The organism is Burkholderia sp. JPY481, from assembly GCF_038900515.1.
GTDB classification, from domain to species: domain Bacteria; phylum Pseudomonadota; class Gammaproteobacteria; order Burkholderiales; family Burkholderiaceae; genus Paraburkholderia; species Paraburkholderia youngii.
The window spans coordinates 38,177-59,056 of record NZ_JAYMRT010000030.1 but is presented as its reverse complement, the minus strand read 5'-3'; the positions used below and the strand labels follow the sequence as shown (position 1 = coordinate 59,056).

The following is a 20,880-nucleotide window of genomic DNA, read 5'->3' as shown; positions in this document are numbered from 1 at the left end:
TTCGGTGCTCTCCCGTTTAGCTGAGGTCGCACCACCTTATGACGAGCCCAAACTCAGCCTCAATACGGCGCGCTCCGAATTTATGCAAACAATTGTCAGAAAGAAAAATTCGCGAATTGGATCGGGCGCATGCCACGCCGTTTTCCTGCGTGCAGTGAAGCCTGTCAAAGCGTCGCCGTCACCCCACCATCGACATAAAGAACATGACCGTTGACGAAGTCCGACGCGCCGCTCGCGAGGAAGATCGCCGCGCCCACCAGATCCTGCACATCGCCCCAACGCCGCGAAGGCGTGCGATTGACGAGCCAGTTGCTAAACGCTTCATCGTTGACCAGCGCGTCGGTCAGTTCCGTCCTGATGTAGCCTGGGCCGAGTCCATTGACCTGAATGCCATACTGGCCCCAATCGATCGCCATGCCTTTCGTCAACATTTTCACGGCGCCTTTGCTCGCGGTATAGGCGGCAATATTAGGCCGGCCGAGTTCGCTTTGCACCGAGCAGATATTGATGATCTTGCCGCGCCTACGCGCGATCATGTGCCGCGCGACCGCCTGCCCGACCAGAAACACGCTATCCACATTGGTCTTCATCAGTTGTTCCCATTGCGCATGGGAGAACTGCTCGAGCGGCGCGCGCCGCTGCATGCCGGCGTTGTTCACGAGAATATCGATCGAGCCGATCTCGCTTTCCATCTGCGCCACCGCCGCGTCCACCGCGTCCGGAGCAGTCACGTCGAAACATCGCCCGTGCACCTTCGCGCCCGGGTCGCGCAGGCGGCTGACCGCTTCAGTCAGCCTCGCTTCATTGCGGCCGTTCAGCACGACTTCGGCACCGGCGCCCGCGAGCCCTTGCGCCAACGCATAACCGATACCGGTACTCGATCCGGTAACGAGCGCGCGGCGCCCACTCAGGTCGAACATCTGCAGACTGTGGTTCAAATCATCCCCCTTTTTGCATTCGATGTACCAGCGTTCGAGTCGTGAAGCTAACCCGATGAATCGAGATCGTGCCGGAATCGGCGGCGCTGCGCGGCGTCGGTGATGCAAGCTTCGACCCGTTGAACGAACTCGTCGAAACTTGCGGCATGCCGCGCCTCGCGACTGGCGATCATCTTCGCGATCGGCCCCACATAGACGGCCAGTTTAACGGCGACGGCATCGATGCTGGCCTGATCGATCGCACTGCCCGGTGACGTGCCTGCGGCGCTCGCGGGCGAGACAGCCGATACCTTCGCCGCAGCCGCCGCGACGCCTGAGCCCGGCGATGACGACGCGACCATCGACATATCTGGCGAGCCCGCCGTCAGCCGCGCGAAGGCCTGCTCGAATTCGAGCCGCGCCGTGTCGGGCAACCCCGCCGCCAGTTGCGCGCCGAGCGCCGGCAGGTCGCTCGCCTGGGTGGCCGCGCGTCGCACCAGCAGGCTCGCGAGCGGGCCCATGTGGATCGCGAGTTGGCGTTCGATGCGCGCGAGCATCTCAGGCGACCAGCTCCGCGGCGCCGAAGGCACAGGCATCGGCGGGTTGCCGCCAGCCGTCGCGTGCGCCGGCAAGGAAGCGGACGCGGACCAATACGCGGAGGGCGCCACGATAGTCCGGTCATCGTCGGCCGCGGCGGGTGAGACGGCCAACGACCTCAAGCTCGCGAGCCATTCCGCGGCCGAACCGAAGCGGTCGTCCGGCCGCCGCGCGAGTGCCCTGGCGAGCATCGCGTCGATCGCCGGCGGCAATGCGGAGACGATTTCCGATGGCCGGGCCGGCGCATCTTTGAGGATCTTCTGCCTGATCGTAGCCGGCGAGCCGACGAATGGCTGACGGCCGGTCAGCATCCGGTACAGCACGACGCCGGCCGAGAACAGGTCTGCGCGCGCATCGACCGATTCGCCCTCGAACTGCTCGGGCGACATGTAGCTCGGCGTGCCGATCATCCACCCGGACGAGGTTGCCGATGAGCCGATGCGCGCGACGCCAAAATCGGCGACCTTCAGCAGTCCCGCCGCCGTGACGAGCAGATTCGCGGGCTTGATGTCGCGATGCACGACGCCCGCCTCATGCGCATACGCGAGCGCGGCAAGCAATTGCGCAAGCCAGTGAAAAGCGTCCGAGAGCGGCAGCGGGTGGCCGGGCGCCAGCAAGGTATCGAGGCCATGTCCGGCGACGTACTCCATCACGATGTAGGCCGTATCGCCGTCTTCGCCGAAATCGTGGACCGTGACGATGTTCGGATGCGCGAGCCGACCGGCCGCGCGCGCCTCGTTGCGAAAACGCAGCAGCATGTCGCCGCTACTGTCCTCGCTGGCGAGGAGTTCACGGCGTACGGTCTTCAGCGCCACCGGTCTTTCCAGGTGCGGATCGAACCCGAGATAGACGACGCCCATGGCTCCCGTGCCGAGCACCCGGTCGATCCGGTACTTGCCAATCCGAGTAGGCGTTGCTTCGTTGCTCATGCGGGTTCCGATCGAGGGGCGCCTGGCCGATCACGCCAGCTTACGCCCCCAGCATCCGCAGCGCTTCGACGAGACTCGTTTTCATGCGGTTGAACGACACGGCGAGCGACGCGATTTCGTCGCCGCCGCGCGTCGAAAACGATGCGGTGTCGAGCTTGCCGAGGCTGACTTCATCGGCCGCGCGCGACAAAGCCTTGAGCCGCTTCGTCACGAGGAAATGCACCATCAGGTTCAGCGCGATCAGCACGCAGCCAAACACCGCGGCGAACGACAGCATGAACGTGCGCCACACGCTGTGCGCCTGTCCCAGCGGCAGCGACATCGGCACGGACACGACCTGCGCGCCGATCGTTTCATGCAAAGGCCAGTTGAAGCCGTTGGCCGGCCCGTACTTGTCGATCATTGTGCGCGGCGCCGCGCTGGGCGTGCTGTGGCATTCGAGGCACGCGGCCGAGTCGATGCGGGTCGGCCGCGCGATGTAGAGACTCGGGCCCGACGGCGTCGCGCGTTCGCCAATCAGTTCGGGCAGTTCGGGGTGGTCGTGCAGGCGCCGGATCACATCGGTCTCCCAGTCCGTGGCGCGGTCGCGCGGGTTGGTCGGATCGAGCATCGCGCTCTTGTACGAGAAGCCCGGAAATTTCTTCTGGATCGCGAGCAGGCTTTCGACCGCGGAATATGCGGGAATCGACTGCGGCACGAACGCGTATTTGATCTGCGTGGCAAGCAGCGGCGTCACCTGTTCGGACGTGTAGTTCTGCGCCGCGGTGGCGGCTTCGATCATCAGGCTCGCGTCGCGCACGGTCGTCTGCACCGCGTTTTGCTGCAACACCCGGTCGGCCACGAAGCCGGTCGCGGCGAATCCCGCGGCGAACACGACGAGGAAGGCGAGATTGAACTTCACGGTCAACGACAGGTTCATGGCTGCTCCACGCGAATGGTGTGCAAGGGCGTCAACGCCCGGTGGTGCATGGTATGTCAATGATGCTCGTCGTCGTCCGCCGTCGGTTTGTCCCGGTATATCGAGCCGGGGCCGTATGGTGGACGCACTAGCGGCGGTGCTGACGCGGGCCTTTTGGGTGGCTCGCTCGCCGGGCGCGGCGGCGGTGGCGGATGCAAAATCGGCCGCCATTCCGGCAAAACGTCCAGATGGCTATTGACCTGCGCGCGAAAGGCAGCAGTTTTCAGCCGCGGCACGAAGCGTTTGACGAAAGTGCCGCGCTCGCTGACGCTGCTCGTGAGCCAGTCCGAGACGTCGGCGTAATCGACGGCGCGCAGTGGCGCGGCAAGTTCGTGTCTGCTCGGGAGCCGCCCCGCTACCCCGACCAACGCGTCCCGAAAGCCCGGCGGCATCGTGCCGATGAACTCCGCGGACGGCCGGGGTTGCGCGCGCAGGGGTTCGTCGGCATGTCGCTCGAGGTACTGGCCCGCGCGCAAGGTCAGTTTGGGCGCCTGGGCAGGGGCGCGAACGACGGCGATCGCGTCATCGCCGGACTCCGCGAAGATGGCGGCGCGCTCGCCGGAGGTCATCGTGACGACCGACCACGGACCATTGCCTGAAGGTTTGAGTTCGAGGCCGTGAAGCTCGATCGACAGCGGCGCTTGCGTGGCTGCGCTCGGGTTGCGGGTGACCTTGAGCCAGCCGCTGAGCATCGTGATTTGCAGCGGTCCCGCCGCGGCGTTTTGCGGCGCCGACGGCGCGTTGAGCAGCACTTGCGTTTGCGGCCCGAGCGCGATCAGCGTCCCCGCACTGTCTTCGAGTTGCGCGGACTTGCCGGCGTCGGTTTCGATGATGTCGTCGTCGCGCAGTCTGGCGCCCTCCCCGGTCCGATACAGCGAGGCGCCGCGAATTACCGACACCGGACTCTCGGCGAACGACACGACGACCTCCGCATGCACAAGCGGCACCGCCGACGCGAGCAGAGCCAACGCGCCGCGCGCGCGTGCGCGCAAGAAGGCCGACGCCAGCATGACGAGGAAACGGCGAGCGAATGGCATCATCGGGGTCCGACGTCGGGGGCTGCGGTACTGTGTATCGTAGACGGTCCGATTCGTCGAGGGGTTCACCGACGATCGCCGACGCACAACGTATTTGCCCCAATCGCGGCACGCGAACCGCCGCGCCCGCGTCAATTCGCAAACGTCGCCAGCTTGAACGTGCACGCAGTCGCCCCCGGCATCAGCAGCCCCTGCTCCACGCCGACGGGCACCTGACTCTTGCCCGGCCCGTATAGCCAGTAGGTGAAGTAAAGCGCTCCCGCATGACTGACCGCGAGCCGTTCCAACGCCTGGAATGGCCCCGAATTGATCTTGCCCAATTGCGGCACGAGGTTGATATCGGTCGAACCGCCGAGCGTGTGCGGAATCGCGTGGCCGCGATGGTAAGTCCCGCCGTTGGCGAGCGGGTGTCCGCGCATCCGCGTGGCGATTGCCTTGCGCGGCACCGCACTCTTTCCCTGACTGATGCCCCACGCCGCGACGAGGCGCTCGGTCGACATGTCGAACAGATAGGAAAACTGGCTCACGGTCGTTTCGAGCAAGTCGCACGATGCCACGCGCCCAACGTAGTCATCAGCCCACAGGTCGACTAGCAGCGGCGCGACCTCGTCGTTGAACGCGTCTGCCGCATGCGCTTGCGACAGGCGCGGCAAAATGCGGTTGAGTTCTGCGTAATCCGTCATACGTCACCTCGACAGCGCGTTTCGCGCGGGCTCGCTTCGTCCTCGCTTGGTCCTCGCTATCCGCCCGCTCTCGCGACCGCCTCCTGCAAGCGCCGCCGCACCTTGCCGACATCGATGCCGCCGGGTCCCGGCGTATCGATGATCGGCATATAGCGCGCGGGCGTATGCAGCAAGTAGGCCTGCATCTCATCGATCACGATCCGGTCGCTCGGGTCATAGCCGAGGTTCTCCAGTTGCCGGGTCAACTCCGCGCGTTCCTCGTAGCTCAGTACCTGCCACCAGAACGCGCGGCACGCGTGCGCGTATGCGCCGTCCGAGAAGTACTGCCAATGACCCAATTCGTGACTGAGGATCGCCGCCCTGACCGTGGCGTCGATCATCTCGCCGCCCGGCGCGCGACCCAGCCCGGGAATGGTGATCAGAAAGTCGTGTGCGTTGGCCGCTTTCCAGGTCCCCTGCTCGTCGCGAATCAAACGCCATCGCACGAGAATCGTCTGCAGAGTGCGCTCGCCCTGGTTCAGCACCACGCCCTGCTCGCGCGCGAGTTCGAAGAAATGCGTCAACTCCTCCGTGCTGAAGTTGTTGCCCGCCGTCAGCCCGGTCGGGTCGGTGCCGAAGCGCCGCGCGTGAGCCGCGATGGCCGCCGCCGACACCACCCGGTCGTGCGGCATGTCGCGGCGTTCGAGCAATGCCACCACGCGCGCGAACATCGCGCCCTGTTGCTCAAGGCTCGCCGCCTGCATCACATAGAGGCCGGGATGGTCCGTCACGGTGAACAATTGCTGGCGGGCGTCGGGCGCCAACGCGGCGGCGAGCTGGGCAAGCGGCAAGCGCACCGCGCCGGTGTCGTCGTCGACGGCGGCGGGTCGGTTGGCGGCATTGTTCGAGGCCTGCGGACCGGCGGCGACCGCGACCATAGTCACGCACGCGAACAGCAGCATCGCCCGTGTCGCGACGTCGCAATACACGCGATAACGTGTCATCGGCGGCAACCTCGAAAGCGCCTAATCCGTGACCGTGACGATCGTCACCCGACGGTTCTCGGGCGCCGTCGGATTGCGCTTGTTCAACGGATCGGAAGAACCCTTGCCGAGCGACGACAGCCGCTCCGCCGCGATGCCGTCCTTCTGCGTGAGATATTCGACCACCGCGGCCGCACGGTCTTCGGAGAGCTTCATGTTGGCATCGGCCGACCCGCGAGGATCGGCGTGCCCTTCGACGCGAAACCGGTACGCCGCGAGTTTCTCCGACTGCAATGCGCCGGCGACCTTGTCGAGCGCGGCCTTCGCGCTGTCGGTGAGCGTGGCCGAATTGGTGGCGAACGTGATCAGGATCTGCGCGGCGGGTTTTCTCGCGGCCGCGGGGCGCGGCGCGGCGGACGGCGGCTTGTTCGACAGCACGAAGCCGCGCGTCACGACGTTCTCGCCCGTCTCGCTCGACTCGTCGGGTTGGAGCGCGCGCGTCACCGACTGCTCGTTGATGTCCTGCTCGTGCAGGACCGGTTCGGCTGCGCGCGCGGCCGTGCACAGCAACGCAAGCACGCACAGCGCAGCGGACAGAACGCTGCCTGGAAAGCGTCGTGCGGGACAGGAATAGGTCAGGCGTGACAGGCGTGACAGGCGTGACAGGCGTGACATACGGCGATCTCCGCGCAATGGAGTTGCGGTAAGGCCGCCAGCGCCCCGTCTCGGACCGTCGGCGAACATCGGCGGGAACCGGCGTATGACAGCCTCATCACTTAAAGACGAATGACGGGAAGTCAATTTGAAACGCTGCTCCTTACCCCGCGCCGCGCGTGTGTGTGAGGCCGTGACTACGCGACCGGGCTCGAAATCACGTCGATCAGCGAGTCCCACTCCTGCCCGCCGACGTCGAGCAGACTCGCGAACTGCAGGCCGGTCGTCGCGGCTGTGGAAACTCTCACCGAAGCCGGCACCGCCGGCGATCCTTCGCTCCACCAGACCGCGTGTCCCACTGCGACGGTCCGTTCGAGCAAGGCCGCGAATCCGCCGTCGGCTGCATCGGGGATGGCGAGCCGCCACGGCATCAAGGTGCGATCCTCGTTGAACAGGCTCTCGGCACACAACGCCGCGTCGAATGCATCGAGGGCGAATTCCGGCGTCAGTGTCGACAAGGCCAAGGTCACCAGCCGGTCATACCATCCTTGCGCATCGGACAGTCGCCGTTCGAGTTCGGCGCCGTCGATCGCCTCGGCGATCGTGAACGGAAAATAGCGCCCCACACGGTCCACGCCGGGCGTCAGAACGCCCGCCCACGCGCTCGGGCCATACAGACCCGCGCCAAGCGCGAAACACCACACAGGGGCATTCAGATACAGTTCGAGCCACTGCGCGCCGAAGCGCTGCCGCGCGAGCAACATGCCTTCCTGCAAGCGCTCATCCCAACGCGTGACGAACTCGGCGTCCAGGCGCCGTCCTACGAAATCGCCATGCGTGCGCACCTTGCCGAAGAAACCGGGCCCCGGCGCCGGCTCCTGCGCATGCTCGCCGCTCATAGCCGATCCGGACAGCGGAACTGCTCGAGCATCGCGCGACGAAACGGATTCACGATGCTGCTGGCCGCCAGTTCGAAGTCCGCGCGCCGGCCATCCGAGTCGAAGCTCAGGCGGAAGCGGTCAGGTTGCGCGGTAGGTTGCAGGCGCGCGTCGTCCATCAGATGCAGCAGTGCCCACGGTCCGTCGGCGCGCGCCGCCGGTGCATTGCCCGGTGGCGTGAACTCGACGTGCGCCTGGCCGGTGCCCTTGCCGCTCGGCCACTGGAACACCATCGATTGCGGCGCGTCGGGCTTGACGACCATTTGCTGCCCATCGATGTCGAGCGTGAACTGGGTAATCGATGGATCGATCGTGAGCGGCTTCACCGTGAAACGGACCGACACGTCGCGGCCGCCAGCCCGGAAGAACGCATCGCGGATCTGCGCCGCGCGCTGGAATTGCGCGAGCACGTCGACCGGGATGCCGAGCGTATCGACGCCGCTGCGCCACTTCCACTGCGGTCCCGACATGTCGACCATCGTTGCGAGGTTCTTCTGGAAGAAGTCGTCGATCAGGCCGCCCGGGCTCAGCAGCTTGCCGAAGTCATCGGGTGCGACGTCGCGCGTGGAGGTGCGCACCAGCGGATAGCGGCCGTCGAGCGCCTGCCGGCACAGCTGCGCCACGTTCGCCTGCCACAACGCGTTCAGGCGCGCCCGCTCGCCGCCCACCATCAGCGACCCCGCGCCGCCCGCGACGTCGGTGGCCACCGTCGCGAGCGGCGGCGGCGCCCCCTGGGCGACCAGCTTGAGCTTGTTCAACGCGTCGCCGGGCGGCGGCGGCAAGCCCTGGCGGCGCGCCGAGTCCGCGGCCTCCAGATAGGTCGCGGCGTCCTTCAGCGCGGCGAGCTGCGTATCGAGTGGAACTGGGCCCGGTGCGCCGGGTTTGCCGGCGAGTTCATGCAGCGCCTGGAAATGCGCGTCGACCGGATTGAGTTCAGCCGGTGCGGGCGGCGCGGCGTCTTCCGGCTGATTGCCGAGCGCGCTCTCGAGACGCTTTTTGGCCGCATCGAGCTTGTTCGTCAATGCGGCGACGCCCTGCTCCGTCAACGAGCCGCCCGTTCTGGTGCTGCCCAGCGTGGTTTCCTGCGCCGCGGCCAGCATCAGCGAGCGCAGCGGCGAGTCGGGCGCCGCGAGCACATTCGCCACGCGCGCTCCCTGTTGCACGCCGTCGAACGGCACTACGTCGATATCGTTCAGCAACGCGTCCCACTGGCGGATGTACTCGTCGTAGTAAAGCCGCGTGATGCCCGCCTTCAGATCCTCGAGTCCGTTCGGCGTCAAGACCGATTCCTGACGGCCGAGCACCCAGTCGTCCTTCGCGATATCGATCACCGCCGCGTCGCGCAACTGGCCGAACTTCTGATAGCCGGCCCGCGTGTACGCGCCTGAAACACCGCGCGTCAACGGCGCGCCGCTCTTGCGCACGAGCACCAGCGACGCATTGCGCCCCGCCGCGTTGGCGACGCTGAACTCCGGCAGTCTGCTCTGTTCGAGATCGCGTTTGACGCGATTGAACAGGCGCTGCGTCAGCGGCATTTTGGCGAGCGTCGCGCGCGCCTGCGCGATCAGCTCCTTGTCGAGCGGCAGCGACGCGTCGAAGCGCGCCGGCTCGAACAACGCGGCGAGATGGCCGTCGATATCGTTGCGCTGATCGTCGCTCGCATCGCGCAACGGCCCGCGGCGCCAATCGACGTCGGCCCACAAGCGCACCGAGTCGGCGTCGAAATGCATCGAATCGCCCAGCATCAGATACGCGCGCAAGACTTCGTACTGGAAGTCGGGATTGTTCGCGTCGCCGCGGCGCAATTCTTCTTCCATCCGGCTCACCACCAGAGGCAGCAGCGTCTGCCGCAACAGCCGCCGGTAACTGGCCTGCGCTTCGAGGCCGAGCTTGTCGCCCTGATAAAGGCCGAGACGCGACAGCCACGGCACGCTTTTAGCGCGGTCCGCATAACCGCCGGGCAGGTCGCGCGCGGCATTGAGCAGCGGCAGCAGCGCCAGCGGGTTGTCGCCGGCCTGAGTGGTCTGCGCGAGCTTCTGCAAGTCGGTGACATGCTGTTGAACATCGGCGATGTACGCGCGATTGCGTTGATAGCTGACGAACAGCAGTACCAGCGCGAGCACGGTGACGACACCGATCGCCGCCAGCGCGGCGCGCTGGAACCACGCGCGGCGCCGCTCCAGCTTCTGGTTCACGCCCGCGAGTCCGGCTTCCTCGAAGATCACGCCGCGGAGCAGCCGCGTGATGAAGTACGCGCGCCCGCTCGCCGGATCGGGCAGCACCGCCTGTTGCTGGAAGCCGAGCGCCGAGGCCACCGCGCTCATCACGCGATCGATCGGCCGGCCTTCCTGGGTGCCGCTCGTGAAGTACACGCCGCGCAGCAACGCGGACTGCTCGAAGCGCGTGGTGCTGAAGGTTTCGTCGAGAAAGCTCTTCAGCACGGCTTGCAGACCCGCGAACTGCTGCGGGAATCCATAGACGAGCGCACGCCTGCGCACGTCGGTCTCGCGCTGCATGCGGCTCAGCACGCGGGCTTGCAGCTGCTTTTCCAGCGCGCCGAATTCGGCGGGAAATGCGGCCAGTGCGTCGTCGGGCGAACCGCCCTCGGTGAACGGAAACGTCATGCCCCAGACCTGTTCGCGCTCGTCGCGCCCGAGGTCGTCGAAGAATTCGGCGAAGCCCGCGAGCAGATCGCATTTGGTCACGACCACGTAGACCGGAAAGCGCATGCCGAGCTTGCCGTACAGTTCCCTGAGACGCTCGCGCACGGCTTGCGCCTGCTGCGCGCGTTGCGTGTCGGACAGTTGCAGCAGGTCGCGCGTCGACAGGGCCACGATCACGCCGTTCAGCGGCCGGCGCGGCCGATACTTGCGCAGCAGTTGCAGGAAGCCGGCCCACGCGGCCTGATCGGCTTCGGCGAAACTATCCTGGGTGGTGAAGCGGCCCGCGGTATCGAGCAGCACCGCGTCGTCGGTGAACCACCAGTCGCAATTGCGCGTGCCGCCCACGCCGCCGATCGACTGTTTGCCGAGCCGCTCGGCGAGCGGAAACTTGAGCCCGGAGTTCAGCAGCGCGGTGGTCTTGCCCGTGCCGGGCGCGCCGACGAACATGTACCACGGCAACTGGTACACGTACTGACTGCCGAAGCGCCCCTTGACCCGCGCCTTGCGCAAGGTTGCCATCGCGGCTTCGAAACGCTGCTTCAACGCGGCGATGTCGGCCTCGGATTCTTTCCTGCCGGGCTCGGCCGGTCCTTCCGCCACCACGCGGGTGAACCTGATGTTGGCCACACGCATTGCGATCCAGCGCACGCCCCAGTACACCGCCCACACCAGCAGCAGCGTGATGATCGCGGTCCAGCGGCTGCTGTCGCTTTCGAGCGGCTCATGACCCGCGTACGCGAAGAGCGGCCCCTCGACCCAGATGATCAACGACAGCGCGAGCACGCCGAGCAACGACAGCACGATGGCTCGTCTGAGCCAGCCAAAGATTTTCATATCCGGCTCCCCTGTGCCACGCGCGACGGACTGATCCCGCAGGCCTTCACGATGCCGCTCCCGGCGCCAGCACCGTGATATCGACGCGGCGATTGCGCGCGCGATTCGCGGCTGTATCGTTCGGCGCGATCGGCTCGGCGTCGCCGCGCCCTTCGGCGCTGAAACGCGCCGGGTTGCCGGCCCGCGACGCGAGCATGTCGCGCACCGCTTCGGCGCGCGCCTGCGACAGATGCCAGTTCGACGGGAATCGCGCGGACAAGACTCGCTGGTTGTCCGTGTGTCCCGCGACCACCACGTTGCCCGGCACTTCTTTCAACGCATCGCCGATGCGCTGGATCAGCGGCACGAAGCCCGCGGCCACATCGGTACTGCCCGACGCGAACAGGCCGTCGCCGTTGATCGTGACGACGGTCCGGTCGGGCAACTCCGACACCTGCACGAGACCGCGGGCGATTTCCGGCGCGAGGAATTGCGACAGCTTCGGCGCGGGCTTGGGCGCCGCCGCCAGTTTCGACGCGAGCACCGGTGCCGGCGCGACGCGGATGCCGTGCAGCGCTTCGAACACGCGGTCGGACATGTCGTTGAGCCTGAAGCTCAACACCAGATGAGCGATCACCAGCACGAGGCAGGCGATTGCCGCCGCGACCCACAACGGCACCAGTTGCAGCAACGGCTTGCGCTCGACCTTGACCGGCAGCCAGTGCGGCGACAGATCGCGTTCGGCCGCGCCGCGCTGGCCGCGAATCATCTGTTCGAGGCGTTCGCGGATCGTGTCGAGCTGCGTGCGGCCACCGTCGATCAGACGGTAACGGCCTTCGAAGCCGAGGCCGAGAATCACGTAGATCAGTTCGAGCACGTCGATATTGCCCGCGGGGTTCTGCGCGAGACGCTGCAGGATCAGGAAAAAGCGCTCGCCGCCCGAAGCCTCGTTGTGGAACGTCACCAGCAGGCTGCGGCTGCCCCACAATCCCGCCCCCCACGGCGTGCTGGCGATCGCTTCGTCGAGAAACGTGCACAGGCAGTAGCGCGAGGCGCCGAGCTTCTCGTCGTCGATACCATTGGCGCGGCCTTGCGTCTCGAAGTTGCGCACCATTTGCATCAGCTGGTTGCGCAGGTCTTCGACATTCGGATGGGTCGGCAACTGGCGCAACGGCAGCGCCAGTTCGATCAGCGGATTGGCCGCGCGCAACAGCGGATTCAAACCGCCGCCGGCGGGCAGCATCGGCGCGGGCGTCGCGGCGGTTGCGATGAACGGCGCCCGCGTGCCGCCCGGCGTCGGAATCAGGATCGTCGCGCCGGGATCGTCGGCGGGGCCACGCGGTTCGTCTGGACTCACGATGAACTTCCTCAATCAATGCGTCAGCGGCGAATTGCCCAGAACTCCATCGTCAGTCCGGGAAAGTCACCGGCGACGTGCAACGCCATGCCCGCGGAATTCGCGAACTGCTTCCACAGCTCGTTGCCGCGATCGAGTTCGAAGTAGGTAAAGCCCGCATGGAACGGCAGCTGCCGCGGCGCCACCGGCAACGCGCGCAGGCCGACGCCCGGCAATTGCAGATTGACGAGATCGCGAATGCGTTCGATCGGGCCGATCTTCACCTGCGGCGCGAAGCCGGTCAGGATGTGCTCGGCCGGCATTTGCGCGCGCACCGCGAGCACGAAGGTCGCGCCGGCAAACAGCGTCTTGTCCGGCACGATCGCCACGCGCAAACCGAACTTGCGCTCTTCGAGCGGGATCGCCACCGCGTGCGGGTCCATCACCATGCTCAGCGACGCGCGAATGTCGTCGATCACCGGCGCGAAGGTTTCGCGCAGCCACTCATGGCGATACACCGGATACGCCGGCGGCCGCTTCGACGCCTGGCTGAAAGTTGTCAACTCGCCGGCCAGCTGCACGGCCAGCTGGTACAGCGCTTCGGGATGCAAACCGGTCATCGTCGACAGATGCGCGGCGAGCGGCTCGTGGCGATTGATCAGTTGCAGCAACAGAAAGTCGGCCACCTCCGCGACGCCGGTCACGCCGGGCTGCGCAAGCCGTCCGGCCAGCGCTTCGCCGCGCTGATGCAGAAGGCCCACGAGGTCGTCGACGAACGCCGCGAGCCGGCGCGCCACCCGGTAGTCGAGACACGGCGGGCTGTAGTCGTTTTCGAGCACGACGCGGTTGTCCGGCAGACGCTCGAGCACGCGCGCGACGCCGAGCGCCGTGTACGCGTTCGCCACGTCGGGCGCGAGCGCGAGGCGCACCCGCAGTTTGCCGATCTGCAGCAACGCCGCGCCGGCATTCGGATCGTTGCTGTCGCTGACGTCGAATTCGGCGACACGGTGCCGCGCGAAGTTCTCCTCGCTGGCTTCGTTGCCGGTTTCGGCGACGCCAGGCCTGCGCACCGGCAGCGCCAGTTGCACCAGCATGTTGCGGGTGCCTTCGGGAATCTCGAGCGGCTCGGGCAGATCATCGTCGGCGGGCAGATCGAACGGCGTGCCGTCCGGCATCACGCCCGAGCACGACAGCAGCGCGAGCTTGCCGAGCTTGAGCAGCGGCTCGTCGATCTCCAGCGCGGTAAAGCCCCAGCTATACGGACGCAGGCCGGCCGCGCGCGTCTCCAGTTGCCGCTGCAGATAGCGGTCGTGCTGCTGCAGATGCTGGGGCTGCAGAAACATCCCCTCCGACCAGATGACTTTGCTGTTCCAGGACATGTTGTCTCGTTCAAATGTTGCTAGGTGGGATCGCCGGGATGTTTCGGCTGACGCTCGCGGGCCGCGCGCAGTTCGTCGATCTGGGCCTCGTACGCTTCATTGAACGCCTGACCGAAGAACTTCTGGAAGTCGTCGTCGGCATCGCGCGCGACGGCGCCCTGCAATGCGACGAACAGATCCCACAGTTTCGCCTTGCGGTTGGACAGCACTTTTTCGAGCGCGCCGGTGTCTTTCAGCTGCGCTTCGATCGAAGCGGGATTGAAGCGCCCCAGCACGTGCGCGAGCGCCGCGCGCATGCCGGCGAGCACGGCGAGCTCGTGCGCCTCGATATCGTCGAAGGCGCGCCTGAGCGCTTCGTCGGGCGGCAGATAACCGGCCGAGCGGCCGGTCAGCATCTGCGCCAGCGCGCTGTCGACGTCGGGGAAAAATTTGAGCGGGTTGTTGTCGCGCGCGACGATTATCGTCATGTCGAGACGGGCTTCGCGCTTGGTCATCGAGCGCGCGCGCAGCACGCCCATCGTGCCGCGCAGCGCTTCGCGCAGCATCGTGCCGACCAGACGCGCGAACTCCGGTTCGGGCAGGTTCGGCGCGCGCGACGGGTCGAGGCCGAGGCCTTCGAGCAGCGCCTGCATGATCGCGGGGTTCTGGCTCGTGGTGGTGGCGGTGGCCGTTTGGCGAACCGGGGCTGGGGCTGGCTGCGCGCTCGGCGCTGGTGCCGGAGACGGTGATGCGGTCGGGCCCGCGGATGGAGCCGGCCGCTGAACCGGCTGCGCCACTGGCTGCGGGGCCGGCTCCGAAGCGGGCTCGGAAGCGGGCTCCAAAGCGGACTGCCCAGCCAGCGACGGCCCCGGCGCCGCAGCCGGCACGGCAACCCGCGCGGTGGCGGCCTGCGGCGCGACCACGGGCACGATCACCGGCACCACCGGCGCCAGAGGGGTCGATGGCGCGAACTGGGTCGACGGCGTGGACGGCGCCGACGGTATCCCGAACAGATCATCGAACGGTGTTGGGGCCGACCCCGCCGCGCCGGGATCGAGCAATCCCGGCGGCAAGCCGGTCGGGCCGCCCAAAGGCGCCGCCGACGGCGCGGGCGCAGTGGGCCATCCCGGCAACTCGTGCGCAGGACGCGGTGCGGCTTGCGGCCCGCTGGCCGGCCCCGGCGTTTCCCACTGCGCCAACGCATCCGCGAGCGGGTCGTAGTCCGCCGGGATGCCTCCCACGGGCGTGGCCGGCCTGCCGGGCTCGGGCCGGGATGCCTGCGGCGCCGAGAACGCCTGCAACTCCGGCGACACATGATCGCTCTCCGAGCCCGCAAAGCCCGGACGCGTCGAGATCCGCTGCTGTGCGCCGAAGCCCGGCTGCCCGAGCGGATCGAGCGCGCCGAGCTGCAACACGTCGCCCTGCGAATCGGCGGGCAACGGTCCGCTGAGCACTTGCGCGGCACTCAGCGGATCGTGGCCGCCCGTCAGCCCGCGCACGTCCGCCGCCTGCTCGCCGATCGACACCTCCAGCAGATACGGACCGATCACCAGACGGTCGCCGTCCGCGAGCCGCGCCTCGCGCGTGCCGCCGAGCGCGCGCTGATTCAGCACGCTCGGATTGCTGCCCAGATCGCACAGCAGATAATCGCCGCCGCGAAACTCGACGCGCGCGTGCACGCGCGAGATCGCGCGCTGTTGATCGGGCAGCACCAGCGTGCAGTCGTTGGCCCGGCCGATCGTGCCGCCGGCGGGGCCGAACGCGATCACGATCGGCTCGGCCAGCGTCTCGTCGTTGAATCGCGCAACCCGCAGCGAAAGAATCGGATAGTTCACTTGGCTCCCCACGAGCGGTCAGGTGCATCACTCACGATTTGATTTTTTTGGTTCCATCATCGGCGTCTTTGGGCGCGCTCGGTGCGCTCGGCGACGAGCCGCTGCCGGAGCCCGCCGAGCCGCCCGAATTGAGCAGGATCGGTGTGCCCGACACCGCCACGCTGACCGGGCCGACCACCACGAACGCGCCGCCCGCTTTCAGCGTAATACTCGCGCCGGCTTCGATCACGATGTTCATGCCCGCCTTGATATGGATATTCATGCCGGCATCGATCGCGTAGTCCATGCCGACTTTTTCCTGCAGCTTCTGCCCGACCTTCAGCGACGCGTTGCCGTCGACCTGGGCGTTCTGGTCGCCCGTCACGGCATCGTGGCGCGCGCCGGTGATCGCGACGAACTCGTTGCCGGTCACCTTCAGATGCCGGTCGTTGCCGACATTGCTCAGCATGTCGTTCTTGACCCAGGTCTCGTGGTCCTTCTCGGCGTGGAAGAACAGTTGTTCACTGCCCTTGTCGTCGTCGAAGCGCATTTCGTTGAAACCGCCGCCGCCCTTGGTCGAATTACTCTTCAGCGTCGAGAACATCTGATTGGCCGGCAGCGCGTACGGCGGCATCGTGTTCGCGTTGTACACGCATCCGGTCACGAGCGGCCGGTCCGGATCGCCCTCGACGAATTCCACGACCACCTCCTGACCGATCCGCGGCAGGAAGAACGTGCCCCAGTTCTTGCCGGCCCAGCTCTGCGACACGCGCACCCAGCACCGCTTCATGCGCGCGTCCGAATCGGACGGCGGGGCGAACTGCTCCCAATGAAACTGCACCTTGATGCGGCCGTATTTATCGGTGAGGATTTCTTCACCGTCCGGGCCGACCACCATCGCGGTCTGCGGGCCCGCCACGACCGGCTGCGGCGTCAGCCGCTCCGAGCGGAAGTGGTTTTCCTTGCGCAACGCGCTGAACGCGCAGTCGAAGAACGGCAGCGAAGGATCGTGGCGCACCGTCGACACATAGACATCCGAATTGATCTCGTACGCGGCGCTGACCACCAGATAGTCGTGGTTCTGCGCGTCACAGGCGTGATTCTCGAGCTTGAACTGACCGCCCGGCCAGATGCCGCGCGCGCTCGCGCGGCCCGAGATGCTGTCGTTGCGTGCCTGACGGATCTCGATACCGACCTTCGCATAGCGGTCGCCGTCGCTCGCCTGCACGTGCCCGCTCAGATGTTCCTGCATCGCGTACACCGGCGGATCATAGACTTTCGGCCGGGTCGCGCGCGACAGCAGGCCTTGCTGATTGCTCAACGTGGGCTTTTCGAAATCGTAGTCGTTGACTTCGTACTTGCCGGTCTGCAATTCCGCGCCCGAACTCCACGCATACACGCATTCCATCTCGTTCGAAGGCTCGTACCATGCATCGTATGGAATCGACGCATAGTGTTCGATCGGTGCGTGCACGTCGCTCGAATCGGTCAGCACCAGCGTGTGCTTGCCCCCTTTGTGCTCGAAGTAGTAGTAGATGCCCTCGTGCTCCATCAGGCGGCTCACGAACGCGAAATCGGTCTCCCGGTATTGCGCGCAGTGCTGCAGCGACGGATAGGTCGCCTGGCACTTGTTGCTGACGTCGATGTTGTAGTCCTGCAGCACGCTGGTCACAATGTCGAGCACGCTCTTTTCATGGAAAAAGCGGCTGTGCGACGCGCGTGTGAGCAGCCACAGCCGCGGGCGCACCACCGCTTCGTAGCGCGCCATGCGGTTGCGGGTGTTGTCGCCCGGCGCGACGATCCGGAATGCCGTGACGATGCCGTTGAATTGCCGCTCGCCCTCGCCCGGCAACGACAGCGCAATCGAGATGTCATGCCCAAGCAGATCGCCGGCTTGCAGATCGTTGCGCTTGCTCAGCAGGTCGAGCCGCCATTCGCTCAGGCGCCCCAGCTCCTCGGTGCCGCTCAGATGCAGAAACAGCAGATCCTCGCCGGCAGGCGCGCAACTGACGGTGACGTGTCGGTTCGGGTTTTGCGAGGTCATATCACGGAATCATCGTCTTGACCGTCGCCGGATTGACGATCGTGACCACGCCGCCCCAGTTGCACATGCAGGTCGACACGTTGTCGAGCGACGGCTGGTTGCCGAGCAGCACGGTCGGCGCGCCCGGCGTCCACGGCGTCATGGTGGCCGGAATGCACGGCATCGGCGTCAGCACGCCCAGCGCCGCCGCCGTCGCGGCGGCGACGGTCGGGTTGGCCGGCGAACTGCACACGCCGAACGGCATGATGTTGACGAGCGGAATGTGATCCATGATGTTGGCCGCGGGCGGCCCTTCGCCCATCACCCGGTTGATCGGTAGCACCACCAGTGTCGAAGGCGCCGCGCCGAACGAACATTGCAGCGTCGCGCCCATGCTGACTTGTTGCGGCATATGAAGGCATCCTCCGGTTGGATCGATCAATCGAACGTATAGAGAAATTCACCGTCGCGCGCGCCGATCTGCACTTTCGTGACCGCGCTTCCGTTCATCATGCGCGTCAAAAATTCCGTGCTGATGCGCGGCAACAGCGTGTTGGTCAGGATTGCGTCGATCATGCGCCCGCCGCTTTCGAGTTCCGTGCAGCGGCTGCCGATCAGCTTCACGACGTCGTCGTCGTAGGTAAAAGGAATCTTGTGCGACACGCGGATTCGCTTCTCGATCCGGCCGAGCTGTAGCCGGATGATCGCGCCGAGCATTTCGTCGGACAGCGGGAAGTACGGGATCACCACGACGCGTCCCAGCAAGGCCGGCGGAAACACCTTCAGCAACGGCTCGCGCAACGCTTTGGCGATGCCGTCCGGCTCCGGCATCAGCTCCGGGTCCTTGCACAGGCTCGTGATCAGATCCGTGCCGACATTGGTGGTCAACAGGATCAGCGTGTTCTTGAAGTCGATCACGCGGCCCTCGCCGTCTTCCATCCAGCCCTTGTCGAACACCTGGAAGAACAGCTCGTGAACGTCGGGATGGGCCTTCTCGACTTCGTCGAGCAGCACCACGCTGTACGGGCGGCGCCGCACCGCCTCGGTCAGCACGCCCCCTTCGCCATAGCCGACGTAGCCCGGCGGCGCGCCCTTCAGCGACGACACCGTATGCGCCTCCTGGTACTCGCTCATGTTGATCGTGATGACGTTCTGCTCGCCGCCATACAGCACCTCGGCGAGCGCAAGCGCGGTCTCGGTCTTGCCGACCCCCGAGGTGCCGGCGAGCATGAACACGCCGATCGGCTTGTTCGGATTGTCCAGACCCGCGCGCGAAGTCTGAATGCGCCGTGCGATCATCTCCGTCGCGTGAGCCTGGCCGATGATGCGGCGGTTCAGGTTCTCCGCGAGCTTCAGCACGTTCTCGATTTCGTTGCGGACCATCCGGCCCACCGGTATGCCGGTCCAGTCCTGCACGACCGAGGCGACCGCCTGCTGATCGACGGTCGGCAGGATCAGCGGGTCTTCGCCTTGATGCTGCGCGAGCTGCGCCTGCAACTCGCGCAGTTCGGCGAGCCGCGCTTCGCGGGTCGCGGTATCGGTGGCGGGGTTTCCGGTTGCGCCCGGTGCGGCTGTTTCGTTTGCGGCTTCGTTCGCGTCGCTCACCTGCGCCGCGCCCTCCACCTTGCCGGTCTCGCCGCGCAGTTGCGCGCGCAGCGCGAGAATCCGCGTGACCAGTTCTTTTTCCGCCTGCCAGCGGGCGTCGAGCGTGGCGAGACGCGCCTGTTCGGCGGCGAGCTTTTCCGCCGCGGCGGCTTCACGCTCCCGCGTGTCGACGCCCACCGCGCTTTCGCGGCCGATGATCGCGAGCTCGGTTTCGAGCGCCGCGATCCGCTTGCGCGAATCGTCGACCGATGCCGGCGTCGCATGCTGGCTGACCGCCACGCGCGCGCAGGCGGTGTCGAGCAGGCTGACCGCTTTGTCGGGCAACTGCCGCGCCGGAATGTAGCGATGCGACAGACGTACCGCGGCTTCGAGCGCTTCGTCGAGCACCTGCACCTTGTGGTGCTGCTCCATCGTCGAGGTGACGCCGCGCATCATCAGGATCGCGCGGGTCTCGTCCGGCTCGCTGACCTGCACGACCTGAAAGCGCCGCGTCAGCGCCGGGTCTTTCTCGATGTGCTTCTTGTATTCGGCCCACGTGGTTGCGGCCACCGTGCGCAGCGTGCCGCGCGCGAGCGCGGGCTTCAGCAGATTGGCCGCATCGCCGGTGCCGGCCGCCCCACCCGCGCCGACCAGCGTGTGCGCTTCGTCGATGAACAGGATGATCGGCTTCTCCGAAGCCTGCACTTCCTCGATCACCTGCCGCAAGCGATTTTCGAATTCGCCCTTCATGCTCGCGCCGGCCTGCAACAGACCGACGTCGAGCGTGCGCAACTGCACGTCGCGCAGCGACGGCGGCACGTCGCCCGCCGCGATGCGCTGCGCGAAGCCTTCGACCACCGCGGTTTTGCCGACGCCCGCTTCGCCGGTCAGGATCGGATTGTTCTGCCGGCGGCGCATCAGGATGTCGACCACCTGGCGGATTTCCTCGTCGCGCCCAACGATCGGATCGAGCTTGCCGTTGCGCGCCTGTTCGGTCAGATCGGTGGTGAAGCGGCGCAGTGCCTCCTGCTTGCCTAGCGCGGCGGCCGGCACCGGCCCGCCGGTGGTGTCCGCGTCGCTGCCTTCGCGCTGCGCGCCGCCCGCCTGAAAACCATCGCTCGCGCTCATCGCCGCTTCCGGCGAGCCGCGCAGCAGGCTGTGAAACTCATCGACGAGCGAATCGAGCTTGATGCGCTCGAACTGACGCGAGATGCCGTAGAGCCCGTTGCGCAGCGACGGCGTCTTCAGGAGGCCGACCACCAGATGCCCGGTGCGCACCTGCGATTCGCCGAACATCAGCGAGCCGAACACCCAGCCACGCTCGACCGCCTCCTCGACCTGCGACGAAATATCGGTCACCGAACCCGACCCGCGCGGCAACCGGTCGAGCGCTTCGGTCAGATCGCGCGCCAGCGCGGAAGGCTCGAGCCCGTAGTGTTTGATGATGCGGTGCAAGTCGGAGTCCTGCAGTTGCAGGATCTGATGGAACCAGTGCGACAGCTCGATATAAGGATTGCCACGCAGCTTGCAAAACACGTTCGCGCTCTCGATTGCGCGGAACCCGAGCTTGTTCAGCTTGCCGAACAACGCTGCCCGTTTGATCTCGGCCATTTT

The 20,880-nt window shown here is 66.4% G+C and carries 15 protein-coding genes; all 15 read right to left on the bottom strand.

What is annotated here, in order from left to right; translation table 11 throughout:
* Positions 1-164 precede the first annotated feature (164 nt).
* Positions 165-920 (bottom strand): glucose 1-dehydrogenase, encoded by a 756-nt coding sequence (locus tag VSR82_RS36015; protein WP_429457703.1) that lies wholly within the window; start codon positions 918-920, stop codon positions 165-167.
* Positions 921-985: 65 nt separating this feature from the next.
* Entirely contained in the window at positions 986-2,443 is a 1,458-nt protein-coding gene (locus tag VSR82_RS36010; protein WP_429455719.1) for a serine/threonine-protein kinase, read from the bottom strand.
* A gap of 40 nt (positions 2,444-2,483) precedes the next feature.
* Positions 2,484-3,362 (bottom strand): c-type heme family protein, encoded by an 879-nt coding sequence (locus VSR82_RS36005; RefSeq protein ID WP_368581734.1) that lies wholly within the window; start codon positions 3,360-3,362, stop codon positions 2,484-2,486.
* A gap of 56 nt (positions 3,363-3,418) precedes the next feature.
* A complete protein-coding gene (locus tag VSR82_RS36000) occupies positions 3,419-4,438 on the bottom strand; it encodes a FecR family protein (protein WP_498858540.1) in 1,020 nt (339 codons plus the stop codon).
* 131 nt (positions 4,439-4,569) lie between these two features.
* Positions 4,570-5,121: a DNA/RNA non-specific endonuclease gene (locus VSR82_RS35995; protein ID WP_368581732.1), complete on the bottom strand. Its 552-nt coding sequence runs from the start codon at positions 5,119-5,121 to the stop codon at positions 4,570-4,572.
* A gap of 56 nt (positions 5,122-5,177) precedes the next feature.
* Entirely contained in the window at positions 5,178-6,104 is a 927-nt protein-coding gene (locus tag VSR82_RS35990; protein ID WP_429455721.1) for a hypothetical protein, read from the bottom strand.
* Between the two features lie 21 nt (positions 6,105-6,125).
* Positions 6,126-6,758 (bottom strand): OmpA family protein, encoded by a 633-nt coding sequence (locus tag VSR82_RS35985; RefSeq protein WP_498858539.1) that lies wholly within the window; start codon positions 6,756-6,758, stop codon positions 6,126-6,128.
* Positions 6,759-6,934: 176 nt separating this feature from the next.
* Positions 6,935-7,636, bottom strand: a complete 702-nt coding sequence (gene tagF, locus VSR82_RS35980) for a type VI secretion system-associated protein TagF (RefSeq protein WP_429455723.1) — start codon at positions 7,634-7,636, stop codon at positions 6,935-6,937.
* A complete protein-coding gene (gene tssM / locus VSR82_RS35975) occupies positions 7,633-11,172 on the bottom strand; it encodes a type VI secretion system membrane subunit TssM (RefSeq protein WP_429455724.1) in 3,540 nt (1,179 codons plus the stop codon). The genes tagF and tssM overlap by 4 nt, the downstream gene beginning before the upstream one ends.
* A gap of 46 nt (positions 11,173-11,218) precedes the next feature.
* Positions 11,219-12,508, bottom strand: coding sequence for a DotU family type VI secretion system protein (locus VSR82_RS35970; RefSeq protein ID WP_368581727.1), 1,290 nt, complete (start codon positions 12,506-12,508; stop codon positions 11,219-11,221).
* A 23-nt stretch (positions 12,509-12,531) separates the two neighbouring features.
* Positions 12,532-13,866, bottom strand: a complete 1,335-nt coding sequence (gene tssK, locus VSR82_RS35965; RefSeq protein WP_429455725.1) for a type VI secretion system baseplate subunit TssK — start codon at positions 13,864-13,866, stop codon at positions 12,532-12,534.
* A 20-nt stretch (positions 13,867-13,886) separates the two neighbouring features.
* Positions 13,887-15,680 (bottom strand): type VI secretion system-associated FHA domain protein TagH, encoded by a 1,794-nt coding sequence (gene tagH, locus VSR82_RS35960; protein ID WP_429455726.1) that lies wholly within the window; start codon positions 15,678-15,680, stop codon positions 13,887-13,889.
* A gap of 31 nt (positions 15,681-15,711) precedes the next feature.
* Positions 15,712-17,703 carry a type VI secretion system Vgr family protein gene (locus tag VSR82_RS35955; protein WP_498858538.1) on the bottom strand — a complete coding sequence of 664 codons (1,992 nt, stop codon included), beginning with the start codon at positions 17,701-17,703 and terminating at the stop codon, positions 15,712-15,714.
* Between the two features lies 1 nt (position 17,704).
* Positions 17,705-18,094 carry a DUF4280 domain-containing protein gene (locus tag VSR82_RS35950; RefSeq protein WP_429455728.1) on the bottom strand — a complete coding sequence of 130 codons (390 nt, stop codon included), beginning with the start codon at positions 18,092-18,094 and terminating at the stop codon, positions 17,705-17,707.
* Between the two features lie 26 nt (positions 18,095-18,120).
* A complete protein-coding gene (tssH, locus tag VSR82_RS35945) occupies positions 18,121-20,877 on the bottom strand; it encodes a type VI secretion system ATPase TssH (RefSeq protein WP_429455729.1) in 2,757 nt (918 codons plus the stop codon).
* Positions 20,878-20,880: the final 3 nt, after the last annotated feature.